This window comes from Nocardia sp. MH4 (assembly GCF_019266065.1).
GTDB lineage: Bacteria > Actinomycetota > Actinomycetes > Mycobacteriales > Mycobacteriaceae > Nocardia > Nocardia canadensis.
On sequence record NZ_LPNR01000108.1, the window covers coordinates 1 to 16255 of the forward strand.

14 protein-coding genes and 1 pseudogene are annotated in these 16255 nt (G+C 70.9%); 11 read left to right on the top strand and 4 right to left on the bottom strand.

Annotated elements, in window-relative coordinates; translation table 11 throughout:
• A pseudogene (locus tag ATM97_RS19440) lies at positions 1-288 on the bottom strand (iron hydroxylase); the annotation flags it as partial.
• 327 nt (positions 289-615) lie between these two features.
• On the opposite strand from ATM97_RS19440, the gene ATM97_RS19445 reads away from it, so the two are divergent.
• The 8 genes from ATM97_RS19445 (at position 616) to ATM97_RS19485 (ending at position 10305) form a co-directional block, all read left to right on the top strand.
• Positions 616-2127 carry an ABC transporter substrate-binding protein gene (locus ATM97_RS19445; protein WP_218719454.1) on the top strand — a complete coding sequence of 504 codons (1512 nt, stop codon included), beginning with the start codon at positions 616-618 and terminating at the stop codon, positions 2125-2127.
• Positions 2124-3062 (top strand): ABC transporter permease, encoded by a 939-nt coding sequence (locus ATM97_RS19450; RefSeq protein ID WP_218719455.1) that lies wholly within the window; start codon positions 2124-2126, stop codon positions 3060-3062. The genes ATM97_RS19445 and ATM97_RS19450 overlap by 4 nt, the downstream gene beginning before the upstream one ends.
• Positions 3063-3186: 124 nt before the next feature.
• Complete coding sequence (locus ATM97_RS34505; RefSeq protein WP_308248553.1) at positions 3187-5892, top strand: ATP-binding cassette domain-containing protein; 2706 nt, start codon at positions 3187-3189, stop codon at positions 5890-5892.
• A gap of 106 nt (positions 5893-5998) precedes the next feature.
• Entirely contained in the window at positions 5999-6724 is a 726-nt protein-coding gene (locus ATM97_RS19465) for a lytic transglycosylase domain-containing protein (RefSeq protein WP_255588087.1), read from the top strand.
• Positions 6725-6839: 115 nt separating this feature from the next.
• Positions 6840-8126: a phosphopyruvate hydratase gene (eno, locus tag ATM97_RS19470; RefSeq protein ID WP_218719456.1), complete on the top strand. Its 1287-nt coding sequence runs from the start codon at positions 6840-6842 to the stop codon at positions 8124-8126.
• A gap of 49 nt (positions 8127-8175) precedes the next feature.
• On the top strand, positions 8176-8769 hold the full coding sequence (locus ATM97_RS19475) for a septum formation initiator family protein (RefSeq protein WP_218719457.1): 594 nt from the start codon (positions 8176-8178) through the stop codon (positions 8767-8769).
• Entirely contained in the window at positions 8766-9287 is a 522-nt protein-coding gene (locus ATM97_RS19480; protein ID WP_218719458.1) for a DUF501 domain-containing protein, read from the top strand. Before ATM97_RS19475 ends, ATM97_RS19480 begins: the two co-directional genes overlap by 4 nt.
• A gap of 67 nt (positions 9288-9354) precedes the next feature.
• On the top strand, positions 9355-10305 hold the full coding sequence (locus tag ATM97_RS19485) for a Ppx/GppA phosphatase family protein (protein ID WP_218719459.1): 951 nt from the start codon (positions 9355-9357) through the stop codon (positions 10303-10305).
• 127 nt (positions 10306-10432) lie between these two features.
• Here the strand turns inward: ATM97_RS19485 and ATM97_RS19490 are convergent, their stop codons facing one another.
• Positions 10433-11083 (bottom strand): hypothetical protein, encoded by a 651-nt coding sequence (locus tag ATM97_RS19490; RefSeq protein ID WP_218719460.1) that lies wholly within the window; start codon positions 11081-11083, stop codon positions 10433-10435.
• Positions 11084-11238: 155 nt separating this feature from the next.
• Entirely contained in the window at positions 11239-12441 is a 1203-nt protein-coding gene (locus ATM97_RS19495) for a TfoX/Sxy family DNA transformation protein (RefSeq protein WP_218719461.1), read from the bottom strand.
• Positions 12442-12469: 28 nt separating this feature from the next.
• Between ATM97_RS19495 and ATM97_RS19500 the strand changes: the two genes are divergently transcribed.
• Positions 12470-13705 (top strand): cytochrome P450, encoded by a 1236-nt coding sequence (locus ATM97_RS19500; RefSeq protein WP_218719462.1) that lies wholly within the window; start codon positions 12470-12472, stop codon positions 13703-13705.
• Positions 13702-14286 (top strand): TetR/AcrR family transcriptional regulator, encoded by a 585-nt coding sequence (locus ATM97_RS19505; protein WP_218719463.1) that lies wholly within the window; start codon positions 13702-13704, stop codon positions 14284-14286. The genes ATM97_RS19500 and ATM97_RS19505 overlap by 4 nt, the downstream gene beginning before the upstream one ends.
• An 18-nt stretch (positions 14287-14304) precedes the next feature.
• On the opposite strand, the gene ATM97_RS19510 is transcribed toward ATM97_RS19505, so the two are convergent.
• Positions 14305-14871, bottom strand: coding sequence for a carboxymuconolactone decarboxylase family protein (locus tag ATM97_RS19510; RefSeq protein ID WP_218719464.1), 567 nt, complete (start codon positions 14869-14871; stop codon positions 14305-14307).
• 115 nt (positions 14872-14986) lie between these two features.
• Between ATM97_RS19510 and ATM97_RS19515 the strand changes: the two genes are divergently transcribed.
• Positions 14987-16213: an acyl-CoA dehydrogenase family protein gene (locus ATM97_RS19515; protein WP_218719465.1), complete on the top strand. Its 1227-nt coding sequence runs from the start codon at positions 14987-14989 to the stop codon at positions 16211-16213.
• The last annotated feature ends 42 nt before the right edge of the window (positions 16214-16255 follow it).

Here is a 16255-nt window from a genome sequence, read left to right on the forward strand (position 1 = left end):
GGCCTGCCAGTGCGGCGGCGTCGGGCCGAATTCGGCGTCGGCGACGGGCAGCCCGCGCACCACGGTGGCGCCCGCGGCGGTGGCGGGTGGCCGCACGGCGTGGCGCACGGCGGCGGGGAGTTCGCCGACCCGCTCCTCGATCTGGGCCAGCAGCACCGGGTCGTGCAGGGTGTCGGTGTGGGGTTCGTCACCTAATCGGTGGCGGATGTCGGTGGCGAGCGCACGGACGGCCGAGGCGGCGTCGGGGGGTAGCTCGCGATGTTCGATGTCGTGCAGGTGAAGCGTCATACGTTCGGACAGAACGCTTTTCACCGGCCATCCCTTCTTCGCATCGGTCGAACGCGGGTGAACTTCAGACTCGATGTGCGAAGGTAGTGCCTGTGCTTTGATTAGGCAAGACTTACCTAATGTGTTGTCCGAGAAATAGCTGATTCATATAACGCAGAGTTCTACCGGAACGGACGAAACGGAGATCATCCGGGGTCCCGGGACGGGCTGCGGTTCGATGACGGTCGCCGGGAAGCTCCCCAGCCGGCGATTGTTTTAGGCTAGCCTCGCCTAGTTTGCGGCGCCAGGAGAAGTGGTGCGGCGCACGCGGTTCGAGGGAGGAACACGATGGGTTTCACGCGCAGGCAGCTCCTGCAATCCGGGCTCGGCGTCACCGCACTACTTCTGGTAGCCGCGTGCACGAGCGACGACGAGGCCGACGGGCCCGCGAAGCAGGGCGGCACGCTGCGGGTCGGCGCGCTCGGCACGACCGCCCGCGCCGAACGCGACCCGCACGCCAATCTCAGCAACGACAGCGACTTCCTGATCGCCTCGCTCGTCTACGACGCGCTGACCGTCCCCGGCGCCGACCCGACCGTCGCGCCGCGACTGGCTTCGCGCTGGGAGGCTTCCGCCGACAACCGGCGCTGGACCTTCACGATCGCCGAGGGCGCGAAGTTCCACAACGGCGCGCCCGTCACCGCCGACGACGTGGTGTGGTCGATGCGCAGGCTGCGTTCGGTCGGTGGCGCGTCGAAGATGCCGGTGGCCGAGAACGACATCGTCGCCGACGGGCCGAACCGCGTCGTGTTCACCGTCGCCGCGCCCAATGCCCAACTGCCGCTGCTGCTGCGGCTGATGACCTTCACCGTGCCGCAGGGCACCACCGACTTCGCCGCTGCGATCGGCACCGGCCCGTTCCGGCTCGAGTCCTACCAGGGCGGCAACGCCCGGCTGGTCCGCAACGAGCAGTGGCACGGCACCCCGCCGCTGCTCGACGCGATCGAGGTGACCATGTTCGACAGCGTCACCGCGCTGGGCAACGCCGCGCTGGCCGGGCAGATCGACCTCGCCTCCAATGTCGGCGCCATCGCGGGCCGCACCGCCGCGACCCGGGGCGACCTGCAGGTGGTCCGGCGCGCGAACGACACCATGCTCGGCGTGGCCATGCGCGCCGCCGACGGACCGTTCGCCGACGCGCGGGTGCGCACCGCGCTGCGTCTCGGCGTCGACCGGACCGCGCTGGTCAACCAGGTGCATTCCGGCTACGGCACCGTGGCAGGCGATGTCCTCGGCACCGCCGACCCGCTCTACGACGCCGCGCTCGCGCGCCGTGATCGGGATGTCGAGCGTGCCAAGACCCTGTTGCGCGAGGCGAACTTCGACACCGGCCGCAGCTACCCGTTCGTCACCAAGGCCGAGGTGCCGGGCGAGGTGGAGTCGGCGAAGGTGATCGCCGCCCAGCTCGCCGACATCGGTGTCCGGCTCGACGTGCAGGTGGTCGAACCCGCCGCCTTCTACGACTCGACCTGGCTCAACGCCCCGCTGTACACGGTGTCGTGGGGGACCAACGATTCGGTGCTCTTCTTCGCCGACAAGCTGATGACCTCCACGACCAACCGCAACGAAACCGCGTTCCGCGACCCGGAATTCGATGCCGCGACCGCGAAGGCGCTGGCGTCCTCGGGCGCGGAGTTCACCAAGGCCTGCCATGACATCCAGCGCATCGAGTTCGAGCGCGGCGGCTATCTGGTGTGGGGCATGGCCGACGGCGTCGACATCGCCGCCGCACCGGTGCGCGGCCTGCCGACCCTCGGCGGCTTCGCCCGCGTGCAGCTGGAACGCGCCTGGCTGGCGTGACCGTCGTGCGGACCTTCGCCCTGCCGCTGCTCCGGCGGATTGCGCTGCTCGTGGCCCTGCTGGCCCTCGTGTTCGTCGCGGTGGACCTGCTGCCCGGCAGCGCGGCCCGGTCGGCGCTGGGCCGCGATGCCGGGCAGGGCGAGCTGGCCGCGAAGGAACACGAACTCGGCCTGGATCGCGCGCTGCCGGTGCAGTTCTGGCACTGGCTCACCGGCGTGCTGACCGGTGACTTCGGGCAGACCGCGCGCGGCACCTCGGTCGGGGATCTGCTGGCCGACAAGTTCCCGCAGACGCTGCTGCTCGGTGGCATCGCGCTGGCGCTCACCGTCACGGTGTCGCTGGCGCTGGGCTGCTGGTGGGCGCTGCGCCCGACCGCGTTCGGGGCGCGGCTGCTGCAACCGGCCAGCACCGTCGCCGTCGCCGTGCCCGAATTCGTCTGCGGCACACTGCTGATCCTGGTGTTCTCACTGGCCACCGGCTGGCTGCCCGCCGTCACCATCACCGATCGTTCGGGGTTCCCCGCCGGACCGGAGATGCTGATCCTGCCGGTGCTGGCGCTGGCGATACCGCAGATCGGCTGGAACGCCCGCGTCGTGCGCTCGGCGCTGCTCGATGTCGCCACGGCGCCCCACGTGGAGAACGCGGTGCTGGAGGGCCTTGCGCCGCGCACCGTGCTGCTGCGGCACATGCTGCCCTTCGCGGCTCCCGCCATCGTCGCCGGCTACGCCACCTCCGTCGGCATGCTCTTCGGCGGCGCGCTGGTCGTGGAGACCCTGTTCAACTATCCCGGCGTCGGTGCGGTCCTCGCCGGTTCGGTCGCCGACCGCGACACCGCGACCGTCGCCGCGGTCGTCGCCCTCACGGCCATCGTGATCATGATGCTGCTCGCTGTCGCCGACTTCGTGCGCACCTGGGCGTCGGGCGGCACGCGATGAGCCACGGGGAGCGGATGTTTCGGCCACCACGCCTCGTGGTGGTGCGCGAACCACAGCAGGCGCCGGTGAACCGCGGCGAACGCGAGATCCCGCACCGTGGCAGTCCTCGAGCGCAGGAGGTGTGGTGAGTTCTCGCGAGCAAGATTCCGGGTCGGGCGATGCGCGGCCGGTGCCCACGCCGCGTGGGTCCCGATGGTGGCGGTGGTCGGCGGCGGCCGGGGTGGGGCTGGTGGTGCTCGTCGCGGTGGTGGGACCACTGCTCGCGCCCTACCCGGCGGAGCGCGCGGTGGGGATGCCGTTCGCTCCGCCGGGTGGGGGAGCGGTGCTCGGGACCGATCGGCTCGGACGGGATGTGCTCAGCCATCTGCTCACCGGCGGCACCGAGCTGCTGGTGGTCGCGGCGGTGATCGCGGGTGCGGTGACCGTGCTGTCCGCGGTGCTCGGCGCGATCGCCGCGGTCCGGCCCCGCGCGGGTGCGGTGATCGAGCTCGGCGGCGATCTGGTGATCCTTTTGCCCGCGGTGCTGGGCATCCTGCTCGTCCTCACTGCGTGGCCGCAGGGCGGCGTGGCCGCGCTGATCGGGGTCTCGCTGCTCTTCGGCGTCCCGTACTGCGCCCGGATCTTCGCCGCCGCGGCGGCCACCATCGCCGCCGGTGGCTATGTGGAGGCCGCGATCGCCAGCGGAGAGTCGCTGTCACACCTGGTCTTCCGCGAAATCCTGCCCAATCTGCGCTCGGTCCTCACCACCCAGCTCGGCCTGCGCTTCGTCGTCGCCATCTACCTCGTCAGCACCGTCTCCTTCCTCGGCCTGCCCGCCCTCGACGCCGACAACTGGGCGAACATGGTGCGCGACAACGCCTCCGGACTGTTGCTCAACCCCTGGGCGGTGCTCGCGCCCAGCGCGGCCATCGCCGTCGTCGCGGTCGGCGTGAACCTGGTGGTCACGGGTGGGGGAGCGCGCAAACCCGGCCGCCGGACCGCGATCGGTGCGCAGCTGAGCCGTACGTCGTCCACCGATTCCGCGGACCGCGCGCCGGGACAGCGGCGTGGAGGGGGTCAGGAGTGTGGGATCTCGGTGGTCGACGCCGGGAACGCCGCGGTCGTCGAGGGGCTGACGGTGATCGCCGAGACCGGTGCGATCCTGCTGGCGCCGTTGTCCTTCCGGCTCGAGGCCGGGACGGTGACCGCGCTGACCGGGCCGTCGGGTGCGGGCAAGTCGACCGCGATGCGCGCGCTGCTCGGTCATCTTCCCGCCGGTGCCAGGCAGGAAGGGGCGGTGCTGGTCGCCGGGCACGACGTGTTCACGCTCGATTCCGGTGCGCTGCGGAAGTTCCGGCGCACGCGCGTCGCCTATGTCGGCCAAGATCCCGGTTCCGAACTGAACCCGCTCCTGCGCGTGCGCGCCCTGCTCGCCGAGGCCGCGCCCACCGCCACCGACGCCGAGCGCCGCGCCGCCCTCGAACTCGTCGGCCTCGACGCCACCCACCTGCGCCGCCGCTGCGCCCGCCTGTCCGGGGGCCAGCAACGCCGGGTCGCGCTCGCCCGCGCCCTGCTGCGCAAACCCCAGGTCCTCGTCCTCGACGAACCTCTCGCCGGCTTGCACGGCGCCCTTCGCACCGACATCGCCCGCCTCATCGCCGATCTGGCCGCCCGTGCGTCCACCGCCGTCCTGCTGTCCGGCCATGACACGACCACCGTGCACGCCATCGCCGACACCGTGGTCGAGGTGCACCCGCCGGGGGGTGGGCCAGTCCTCGACGGCGCGTCGCCGGTCGACACGGCACCCGGGCACCATGGCAACCCGGCAGCTGATCGGGTGAGCCGCTCCGGGCGAGGCCCCGCACCCGTGGCCGTCGCCGCGTCGGCAGGCCAGGACTCGTCGCCGGACGTTCCCGGCGACGCCGACCTCGCTGTGGCCGGGGTCGACCGCGTCGAGGCACCACAGGAGCCCGTGCTCTCGGGCGTAGGGTCCGGCGGCGCGCCGGTGTCGCGGTACCGGGGGCTGGAACCGATCGAGCGCCCGAGGGCGGATCAGCCCGGTCCGTCAGGGTCCGCCGGCATCGGTCGGGTGACCGCCGTAGCGGCCGCGGGAACCGAGCCGCCGACCCTGCGCGTCGAGGGAATCGGCGCGGTCGCCGACGGACATCAGATCCTCGCCGGTGTCGACTTCACCGTCCGCGCCGGGGAAGCGCTCGCGGTGGTCGGTCCGTCGGGTGCGGGCAAGACGACGCTCGCCCGGGTGATCGCGGGACTGCACGTGGGTGCGGGCTCGCTCGAAGTGGCCGGAGCCCGCGTCACCGTCGATCGCCGACGCCGAATCACGGCGGCTCCCCGGGGTATTCAACTGGTCACCCAGAACCCGCTCGCGGCACTGAATCCCCGCCGCACGGTCGAACAGACCCTCGCGCGTCCGCTGCGCCGGATCGCCCGGGTGCCGAAGACGCAGCTGCGCGGCCGCGTCGAATCCCTGCTCACCGCGGTCGAACTCCCCACCGAGCTGGCCGCCCGACACCCGCACGAACTCTCCGGTGGGCAACGTCAACGCGTCGCCCTGGCCCGTGCCCTGGCCGCCGACCCGGCCGTCCTGATCTGCGACGAGATCACCACCGCCCTGGACGGCGCCACCGCCGCCGCGATCATGACCCTGCTCGACCACCTGCGGGCCGCGCGCGGCACCGCCCTCGTGCTGATCAGCCACGACATGGCGCTGATCACCACGCACTGCACCGAACTCGTCGTGCTCGACCACGGCCGGGTCGTCGAATCCGGCACCCCAGCCGCCGTTTTCGCTGATCCGGCCCACCCCGCGACCGCGGCACTGCTGGGCTGAACCGCTCGCGAGCAGGCGTTTTCGCGCGGGAGAATGCGACGAGTCGGTCCCACCGCACTCTGAGAAGTCGCTGTGAGAGGTGCCAGAGGTGTCGGTGACCTGGATGATGGGTGGGGTGTCTGTGCAGAAAGTCGGCGTGCTCGCCGCCGTGGCGGTGACCGCGCTGCTCGCGGGGTGTAGCTCGCTCGCGTCGATTCCCGGTGACATGCCGCCTGGCCCCGGTGCCGCGCTGCCCGCGATCGACGTCGACGCGCCGGGGCGGGCGGCCGAACAGTTGCGTGGCTGGGCCGACGAGCAGTCGGGGGCGGTCGGGATCGAACCGGTGGCGCTGGAGGCCTACGGGTACGCGGCGGCGGTGCTGGCCCGGTCCAAGCCCGAATGCGGGATCGCCTGGACCACGCTGGCCGGGATCGCCAGCGTCGAGAGCGGGCACGGCACACACCGCGGCGCCGGCGTCGACGCCGACGGGACGGTGCGTCCGGCGATCATCGGGGTCGCCCTGGACGGCACCAGGGGCAATGCCGACATCCGCGACACCGACGGCGGCACCCTCGACGGCGACACCACCTACGACCGGGCGGTCGGTCCGTTGCAGTTCATCCCCGAGACGTGGCGGCGCTGGGGTGTCGACGCCAACGGCGACGGGGTCATCGACCCCCAGAACATCGACGACGCGGCCCTCACCGCCGCGCGGTACCTGTGTGTCCGCGGCGGCGACCTGACCTCGGCCGACGGCTGGCAGCGCGCCCTGTTCGCCTACAACCAGTCGAACAAGTACATGCGGGTCGTGCGCGACCGGGCCGCGACCTACAGCATCGGCCGCCGCGTGTAGTTACCGGCCGGCCGGAGTGCCGGTTACTCCACGTCACGCCGAGACGATAGGCTCGGCACCGCACGGACCATCCCGTGAGACCTACCGTGCCTTTCAGTCGTAAGGAGTCGTTTTCGTGGCCATCATCGAACAGGTCGGAGCGCGCGAGATTCTGGATTCGCGCGGCAATCCCACTGTCGAGGTCGAGATCGCCCTCGACGACGGCACCCTGACCAGGGCGGACGTTCCGTCCGGCGCGTCCACCGGTGAGCACGAGGCCGTCGAACTGCGTGACGGCGGCGACCGCTACAACGGCAAGGGTGTCACCAAGGCCGTCGAGGGCGTCCTCGACGAGATCGCGCCCGCCATCATCGGCCTCGACGCCGTCGAGCAGCGCACCGTCGACCAGGTCCTGCTGGATCTGGACGGCACCCCCGACAAGTCCCGCCTCGGCGCGAACGCCCTGCTCGGCGTCTCGCTGGCCGTGGCCCGCGGCGCGGCCGAGTCCTCGGGCCTGGAACTGTTCCGCTACCTGGGCGGCCCGAACGCCCACGTGCTGCCCGTGCCCATGATGAACATCCTCAACGGTGGCGCGCACGCCGACACCGGCGTCGATGTCCAGGAGTTCATGGTCGCCCCGATCGGCGCCCCGACCTTCCGTGAGGCGCTGCGCTGGGGCACCGAGGTCTACCACTCGCTCAAGGCCGTGCTCAAGGAGAAGGGCCTGTCCACCGGTCTCGGTGACGAGGGTGGCTTCGCCCCCGACGTCGCGGGCACCGTGGAGGCGCTGGACCTGATCAGCCTGGCCATCCAGCGCGCGGGCTACAAGCTCGGCACCGACGTCGCGCTCGCGCTCGACGTGGCCGCCACCGAGTTCTACACCCCCGGCGAGGGCTACAAGTTCGAGGGCAAGGTCCGCACCGCCGCCGAGATGGGCGAGTTCTACACCGACCTGCTCACCCGCTACCCGCTGGTCTCCATCGAGGACCCGCTGTCGGAAGACGACTGGGACGGCTGGGTCGCGCTGACCGACTCGATCGGCGACAAGGTGCAGCTGGTCGGCGACGACCTGTTCGTCACCAACCCGGAGCGCCTGGAAGAGGGCATCGCCAAGGGCGCGGCCAACGCGCTGCTGGTGAAGGTCAACCAGATCGGCACCCTGACCGAGACCCTCGACGCCGTCGAGCTGGCGCACCGCAACGGCTACAAGACCATGATGTCGCACCGTTCGGGCGAGACCGAGGACACCACCATCGCCGACCTCGCGGTCGCGGTGGGCTCGGGCCAGATCAAGACCGGCGCCCCCGCCCGTTCCGAGCGGGTCGCCAAGTACAACCAGCTGCTGCGCATCGAGGACGCCCTCGGCGACTCGGCACGCTACGCGGGTGACGTGGCCTTCCCGCGGTTCACCGGCGAGTTCTGAGCAGCAGCAGTACCGCAAGACAGGCAGTGAGATGACGGGGCGGTAGCGAATGACCGAGCGACGTGCGCGTGGAACCAGTCCGGGTGGACGAGGCGACCGCCGCACGTCGCGGGCCGCTCGCTCCCGCCCTAGTCATCTCGACGCCCCCGGCCGCCCCGCCGCGGCCAAACGCACCACCCGGCGCCGCCCCGAGTCCGCTACCGGCGCGACGGCGGGCAAGCGCAAGCCCACCGGCAAGCTCGAGCGCAGCGAGCACACCATCCTCGGTCTCTCGACCGGCAAGGCGGTGATCCTCGCGGCCGTGCTGTGCGGGCTGGCGCTGACCCTGGCCGTGCCGACCCGCACCTACTTCAGTCAGCGGGCCGAGGCGGCCGCGCTGGCCCAGCAGCGCGCGGAACTCGACGCCGATCTGGCCGCCCTGCGTGATCGCCGGGCCCAGCAGCAGGACCCGGCCTACATCCGCTCCGAGGCCCGCGACCGGTTGCGCCTGGTGATGCCCGGCGAAACCCCCTACATCGTGCAGATTCCCGGCATCGAAGCACCGGCGCCGCCGCCGATGAGCACCCGAACAGCGGCGCCCGACCCCTGGTACACCGACCTGTGGCGCAGCATCTCCGAACCGGCCCCGGAAGGACCAAGGTGACCGCACCGAACGAGCGCGACCTCGAGATCATCGCCCAGCAGCTGGGCCGCGAGCCGCGCGGTGTCCTGGCCGTCGCCTACCGCACTCCCGACGGCCTGCCCGCCGTGGTGAAGACCGCGCCGCGACTGCCCGACGGCACCCCGTTCCCCACCCTCTACTACCTGACCGACCCGCGGCTGACCGCCGAGGCGAGCAGGCAGGAGTCGGCCGGGGTGATGCGCGAGATGACCGAACGCCTCGCCGCCGATCCCGAGCTGGCCGCGGCCTACCGCGCCGCGCACGAGAGCTACCTGGCCGAACGCGACGAGATCGAGTCGCTCGGCACCGATTTCACCGGTGGCGGCATGCCCGACCGGGTGAAGTGCCTGCACGTGCTGATCGCGCACTCGCTGGCCAAGGGCCCCGGCGTGAACCCCTTCGGCGACGAGGCCGTCGCCCTGGCCGCCGACGCGGGCCTGCGCGGCACCGCCATTCCCGCCGACTGGCCCGCCGCACGCACGCCCGAAGAATCGGCATAATCGCGGACAGCGCGTGGCGCCGGTATCGCACCGGCGCCGGGCGACCGGCCCGACCAGGAGGAACCTCATGACCGAGCGCATCGCCGCGGTGGACTGCGGCACCAACTCGATTCGTCTGCTGATCTCCGAGGTCGGCGCCGACGGCAGCCTCACCGACGTGCACCGCGAGATGCGCATCGTGCGGCTCGGCCAGGGTGTCGACGCGACCGGCCGGCTCGCGCCCGAGGCGATCGAGCGCACCCGCGTCGCGCTGGCCGACTACGTCGATGTGATGCTCGCCCAGGGTGTTTCGCGGGTACGCATGGTCGCCACCTCCGCCACCCGCGACGCCGCCAACCGGGACGACTTCTTCGACATGACCCGCACCGAACTGGGCCGGGTCGTGCCGGGCGCGGTCGCCGAGGTGATCACCGGCGACGAGGAGGCCCGGCTGTCCTTCGCGGGCGCGGTCGGCGAATTGTCCGCCGACGCCGGGCCTTTCGTGGTGGTCGACCTCGGCGGCGGCTCGACCGAACTGGTCGTCGGCGACGGTGACGGCGTGCAGGCGGCCTACTCCGCCGACATCGGCTGCGTGCGGATCACCGAGCGCTGTCTGGCGGGCAATCCGCCGACGGCCGAGCAGGTCGCGGCGGCCCGGGAATTCGCGCAGACCAAGCTGGACGAGGCGTTCGCCGAGGTCCCGGTCGACCGGGTGCACACCTGGGTCGGCGTCGCGGGCACCATGACCACCATCACCGCCGTCGCCCTGGACCTGCCCGAATACGATTCGACCCGGGTCCACCTGACCCGGCTGAGCCTGGCCGAGGTCCACGACGTCTGCGACCGGCTGATCGGCATGGACCACGACCAGCGCGCGGCGTTGGGCCCGATGCACCCCGGCCGGGTCGACGTCATCGGCGGCGGCGCGGTCATCACCGAGGTGCTGGCCGACGAACTGGCCCGGCGCGCCGGGGTTTCCGAACTGGTCGTCAGCGAACACGACATCCTCGACGGCATCGCCATGTCGATCCTCGCCTGAGCCGGGCACACCGGGGCACGACCCGACGCGAGCTGTTCTCCGCCGCGCTGTCGGTGTGCCGCCGACTAAACGACAGCGCCGCGCACCGGAACGTTCTCCGGCGCGCGGCGACCCAGCGGGTGTCGGATCAGGGCAGCACCTGCGGGATGACGTCGGGCGCCACGGCACCGACGGCCGCGCCGATGAGCGCACCGACCAGGGCGTTGGGCAGGCCGATCAGCCCGACGCACGGCAGGTACAGGATCATGGTCGTGATCATCGGCACGCACACCACCGCGGCGGCGATCAGGCCGACGCCCGCGCCGATCGCGGCGGCGTTGTGCACCGGATCGGAGTACTGCGCGGCCGGATTGGTGGCGATGGTCTTCAGCTCGGTGGCCGCGCCCTGGGACACTTGCGGCGTCGCCTTCAGGGTGCGCCCGTCGGCGGAGATCTCGGTGGCCACGGTGATGGTGTTGCCGCCGACGGTGCCGAAACTGGTCGGCACCTGCGCGATCGGGCTGCCGGTCGCCGATTCGACCGTCAGCGTGCCGTCCTGGCCGAGGACGAATCGCCCGTCGTCGACGGTCGCCGACACGGTCCGCATGTCCGGCGTGACTTCCGTGCGGTAGCCGATGCCCTCGGCCTGCCCCTGCGAGGCCAGGCCCTGGACGAACCGGGCCTGCTGATCGGCATCGACATCGGCCGAGGCCACCCCGGCGCACGCGACGGCGACGGCGAACGGCAGCGCGCCGGCGAGCAGACGCCGGCCGAGGCCGGAACTCGAGTTCTGGAACATATCGGAGAAACTCCCTCTTCCGAATTCGCCCGAAGAAATCGGCCCCCGGTGAATCCGAAATATCGTGGTCGATGAACACAGATGATTCGGATTGCCCTGCCGCCTTGGATGGAATTCCTGCCCGCTCTATTCATCCCGGGCGTGGCGCGGAGTGGTCAGCGCGGACGCGGCCGGACCGGCGCGCGATAGCGCGGGCGCGACACCCGCTCGGGGCGGGGCGGCGGACCGAGGGCGGAGACCAATTCCCGGCGCCGCTGCGGCTCGATGAACCGCGGGTCGCGATAGGTGAGCGCGCCCTCCATCGCCCAGAGCATTTCCAGATTCAGGCCGCGCACGTCCGCCGCGCGCAATCGCCGATAGGTTTCCACCGCGCCGAGTTCGGCGAGTTCGTCGAGCGAATGCACGTCGGCGTGCGCGAGCATCGCCGCCGCCGCGTCGCCGAGTTCGGCACCGCGTCCGCGATAGACGCGAATGCGCACATGGGCGTCGCCCCGGACGATTTCGGCCGTGCGCCACACGGCGGCGCGCAACTCGTCGGGGGAGGACGGTATTTCGCCGCCGCCGAGAACCCGAGCCCGCGCCCGCCGGGCGATACCGACCATCGGGCGAAATGCCCGGAAGATCTGGATCTCGCCGTCGTGGCCGCGCCGCCATTCGTCCAGATACACGTGATCGCTCCCGAATCCGGCGGAGTCGAGCCGCGCCGCGTCCAGCGCCCACCGGCGGCAATCGTCGGGCGTGCGCGCGCTCAGCACGAGCATCCCGCGGCGGCGCGTGATCTCGCCGCCTGCCCATCTATACCGCTGCTGTGCCCAGCGCTCCATCGCTCGCGGCTCCATCGTCCGATCAAGTCCGAAGGTCCGCCAGCGCACCGTCCCCGTCGAAGCGGTCGCGTGCCCCCGCTGTCGCAGGGCGGTGAGGGACTGACCGTCGAGGTGGGTGTGCCAGCCCGGCACCAGCACGATGGGATCGGCCGGGTCGGCGTCGAACGGCGTCGGCACCAGGAACTCCCGGTCGAGCAGGATCACCGTCCCCGGGCGGGATTGATACGACAGCCCCCACAGCAGCCGGGCCAGCAGCTTCGCGCCGTGATCGTCCGACAGCACATGCCATGTCTCGTGGAACCGATTGGTACTGAACCGGGCACGCGTACCCGGTCGCGGCACGATCACCGTCCGCACGCCACGACCTCCCCGCACCGCGTACCGGTGCAGTTTCAACCCGTCCCCGATATCCCGGGCGTTCCCCGGTCGTTGTCTTTTCATCCCTCCAAGGAGGCCACATCGCCGGGCGGGCGGGCAATCGCTTTTCCGCCCGCCCTCGGCGTCCTGGCGCCGCCGGAAACCGATGTTAGACATATGGTGGAAGATGTCTTACCGTGGAGGCATGAGTTCAACGACGTCTCATGCGGTCGGGTTCGAGTTGCGGTCCGGGGAAACCTGGCGCGATCCCTGGTCCATGTACTCCGCGCTGCGTGACCAGGACCCGGTCCACCGGGTGATTCCCGAGGGGCGGGAAGCCGACGACTTCTACGTGCTGTCCCGCCATGCCGACGTCTGGGCTGCCGCCAAGGAGCCCGAAACCTTCTCCTCCGCAGCGGGATTGACCGTCGACTACGTGGACCTGGCGGCCGCGGGGTTCGGCGCCGTCAAGCCGTTCGTCTTCATGGACCCGCCCGAGCACACCGACTTCCGTCGCCGGGTCGCGCCAGGATTCACCCCGCGCCAGGTGAATTCGGTGGAACCGGCGGTGCGGCGGTTCGTCGTCGAGCGGATCGAGCGGCTGCGCGCGGCGGGGGCGGGTGACATCGTCGAGCAGCTGTTCAAGCCGCTGCCCACCATGGTCGTCGCGCACTATCTCGGTGTGCCGGAACAGGATCACGGCAAGTTCGACGAGTGGACCGAGAACATCGTCGGCGGCGCGGTCGCCGGGGCCGGGTTGGCCGCGGGAGACCAGAACGCCTTCACCGCGGTCGGTGAGCTGGTCGGCTACTTCTCCGAACTGATCGCCCGCCGCCGGGTCGAACCGGGCGACGACACCATCTCGCACCTGCTGGCCTCCGGCCTCGGCGCCGACGGCGACAACGAGGGCCTGATCGCGATTCTCGGCTTCGCCTTCACCATGATCACCGGCGGCAACGACACCACCACCGGCAACCTGGGCGGCGCGGTCCAGCTCCTCACCGCCTACCCCGACCAGCGCCGACTGCTCGTCGAGGACCCGTCGCTCATCCCCGACGCCATCGAGGAATTCCTGCGGATGACCTCGCCGGTGCAGGGCCTGGCCCGCACCACCACCCGCGACGTCGAACTGCACGACACCACCATCCCCGCCGGCAGGCGCGTGCTGCTGCTCTACGGCTCGGCCAACCGCGACGAGCGCGAGTTCGGCGCGACCGCCGCCGAACTCGACATCCGGCGCAACCCCAAGCGCATCCTCACCTTCAGCCACGGGCATCACCACTGCCTCGGCGCGGCCGCCGCCCGGATGCAGGCGCGCGTCGCGCTCGAGGAGCTGCTGGCCCGCTGCCCCGACTTCACCGTCGACCTCGACGGCGTGCGCTGGTCGCAGGGCAACTACGTGCGCTGGCCGGTCGCGGTGCCGTTCCGGGCCGTGGCATGAGCGGCGACTGGCTGGCCACCGACCGCGCCGACCTGGCCGCCGAGCGCATTCTCGACGCGGCCGCCGAACTGTTCGCCGAACGAGGGGTGGCCGCGGTCGGCATGCGCGATATCGCCGCGGCGGCCGGGTGCTCGCGAGCCACGCTGTATCGCTACTTCGACAATCGCCAGGCCGTGCGGATCGCGTTCGTGCACCGCGAGACCCGGCGCATCGTCGCCGGGCTCACCGATCAGATTCGTGACATCGCCGACCCGGGGGAGCGGATCGTCGCCGCGATGCTCGGCGCGATCGCCGCGGTGCGCGCCGACCCGCTGCTCATCGCCTGGTTCCGCCCCGGCGATTCCGGCACGGCCGGTCGGATCAGCCAGGACTCCGACGTCATCGAGTCCCTGGCCGCGACCATCTTCGCCGACATCGACCTGAGCGATCCCGAACGCAGCAGGCTGGCCCGCTGGCTGACCCGCGTCATCGTCTCGTTCCTGGCCACTCCCGGCCGCGACGACGCCGACGAACGCGCGATGCTGCGGGAGTACGTCGCCCCGATCATCGCCCGCGCCGCCCCGACCCTGACCGTCCACTGAATCACCGGCCGGGGCCGATCACCCGCGCTTGTCCGCGAGGTGGGCGACGCGCGGCTCCGGCATCGCGCACACCATGCCGTCGGCCATGCCGGTCGGCTGCACCCCGAGGCCCTGGTTGAGCCGCGCCCGCTGATTCTCCCACGCGATGGTCGCGGCCAGCTCGGTCAGCTGGGCCTTGGACAGGTGGGTGAGCAGGGTGGTGCGCAGCTCCTCGAGGTCGACCGCCGGCGTCGCCGTCATCGCCTCGGCGAACGCGATGACCAGCTTCTCCAGCTCGGTGTAGGCGTCGCTGGTCCGGTAGCGGGGCAGCTCGGTGATCTGTTCCCGCGTCAGTCCGGAGGTGTGCGCCAGCGCCGACCCGATGTCGAGGCAGAACTGGCAGGCGACCAGTCCCGCCGTCTTGAGCTCGGCGAGTTCTTTGAGCCGGGGATCGAGCTTGTTGCTGAAGAGCAAGGCCGTCTCATAGGCCATGGTCGCCGCCCCGATCTGCGGCCGGCGTCCCAGCCATCCGGCCAGATCGCCGCGATGACGTCGCGCCTGTCCGATCACGGTCGCGTATCCCCTGATCCGTTCGACCACTCGCATCGTTCACACCCCTTCGTGTCGACGATTCCCCTGCCTCCGAACCTACGCCCCCGAGTCGACTAGAACGTGTTCTATATTCGAGTCAAAGTTCCGGCTATCCCTCGGGAGTCCAGAGATGTACCAGTGGTCCGACGAAGACCTGATGTTCCGCGACGCCGTGCGCGGGTTCATCGCCAAGGAGATCACCCCGCACGTCGACCAGCTGGAGAGCGGCGCGCTGCCGCCGTTCGACATCATCCGCAAGCTCTACGCCACCTTCGGGCTGGACGAGATGGCGCGCGAGGGGCTGGAGAAGGCGCTCGCCCGTGAGGAGTCCGGCACCACCGGTGCGGGCAAGTCGGGCGGCGGTTTCAGCGGCGCGGGCAGCATGGGCGTCATCCTCAACAGCGAGCTGGCCGGGGTCAGCCTGGGCCTGGTGGCGTCCATGGGGGTGAGCCTCGGCCTCACCGCGGGCACCATCCGCAGCCGCGGCACCCTCGCGCAGAAGAAGCGCTGGCTGCCCGAGCTGGTCACCATGGCCAAGGTCGGCGCCTGGGCCATCACCGAGCCGGACTCGGGCTCCGACGCCTTCGGCGGGATGAAATCCTATGTCCGCCGCGACGGCGCGGACTACATCCTCAACGGCCGCAAGACGTTCATCACCAACGGCCCGTACGCCGACGTCACCGTCGTCTACGCCAAGCTGGACGAAGGCGACGGCACCGACCGCCGCGACCGCAAGGTGCTCGCGTTCGTGCTGGACAAGGACATGCCCGGCTTCGTGCAGAGCCCGCCGTTCAAGAAGATGGGCATGAACTCCTCGCCCACCGGCGAACTGTTCTTCGAGAACGTCCGCATCACCCCCGACCGGCTGCTCGGCGAAACCGAGAACCCCGCCAAGGGCGACGGAAAGGACAGTGCCAAGGAGTCTTTCGCGGCCGAACGCATCGGCATCGCGTCGCTGGCACTGGGCATCATCAACGAATGTCACCGCCTGTGCGTCGATTACGCCAAGTCGCGCACGCTGTGGGGCAAGGAGATCGCGCAGTTCCAGCTCATCCAGCTCAAGCTGGCCGAGATGGAGATCGCGCGAATCAATGTGCAGAACATGGTCTTCAACGCCATCGAGCGCACCGCCGCCGGGGACAAGGTGACCCTCGCCGAAGCCTCGGCGATGAAGCTCTACTCCTCGCGCGCCGCCACCGAGGTGGCGATGGAGGCCGTGCAGCTGTTCGGCGGCAACGGCTACATGGCCGAGTACAAGGTCGAGCAGCTCGCCCGCGACGCCAAGTCGCTGATGATCTACGCGGGCAGCAACGAAATCCAGGTCACCCACATCGCGAAGGGGCTGGTCGCGGGGTAGAAACGGCGGGTCGGTCCGGTGGTCGCGCTCGTATACTACGAA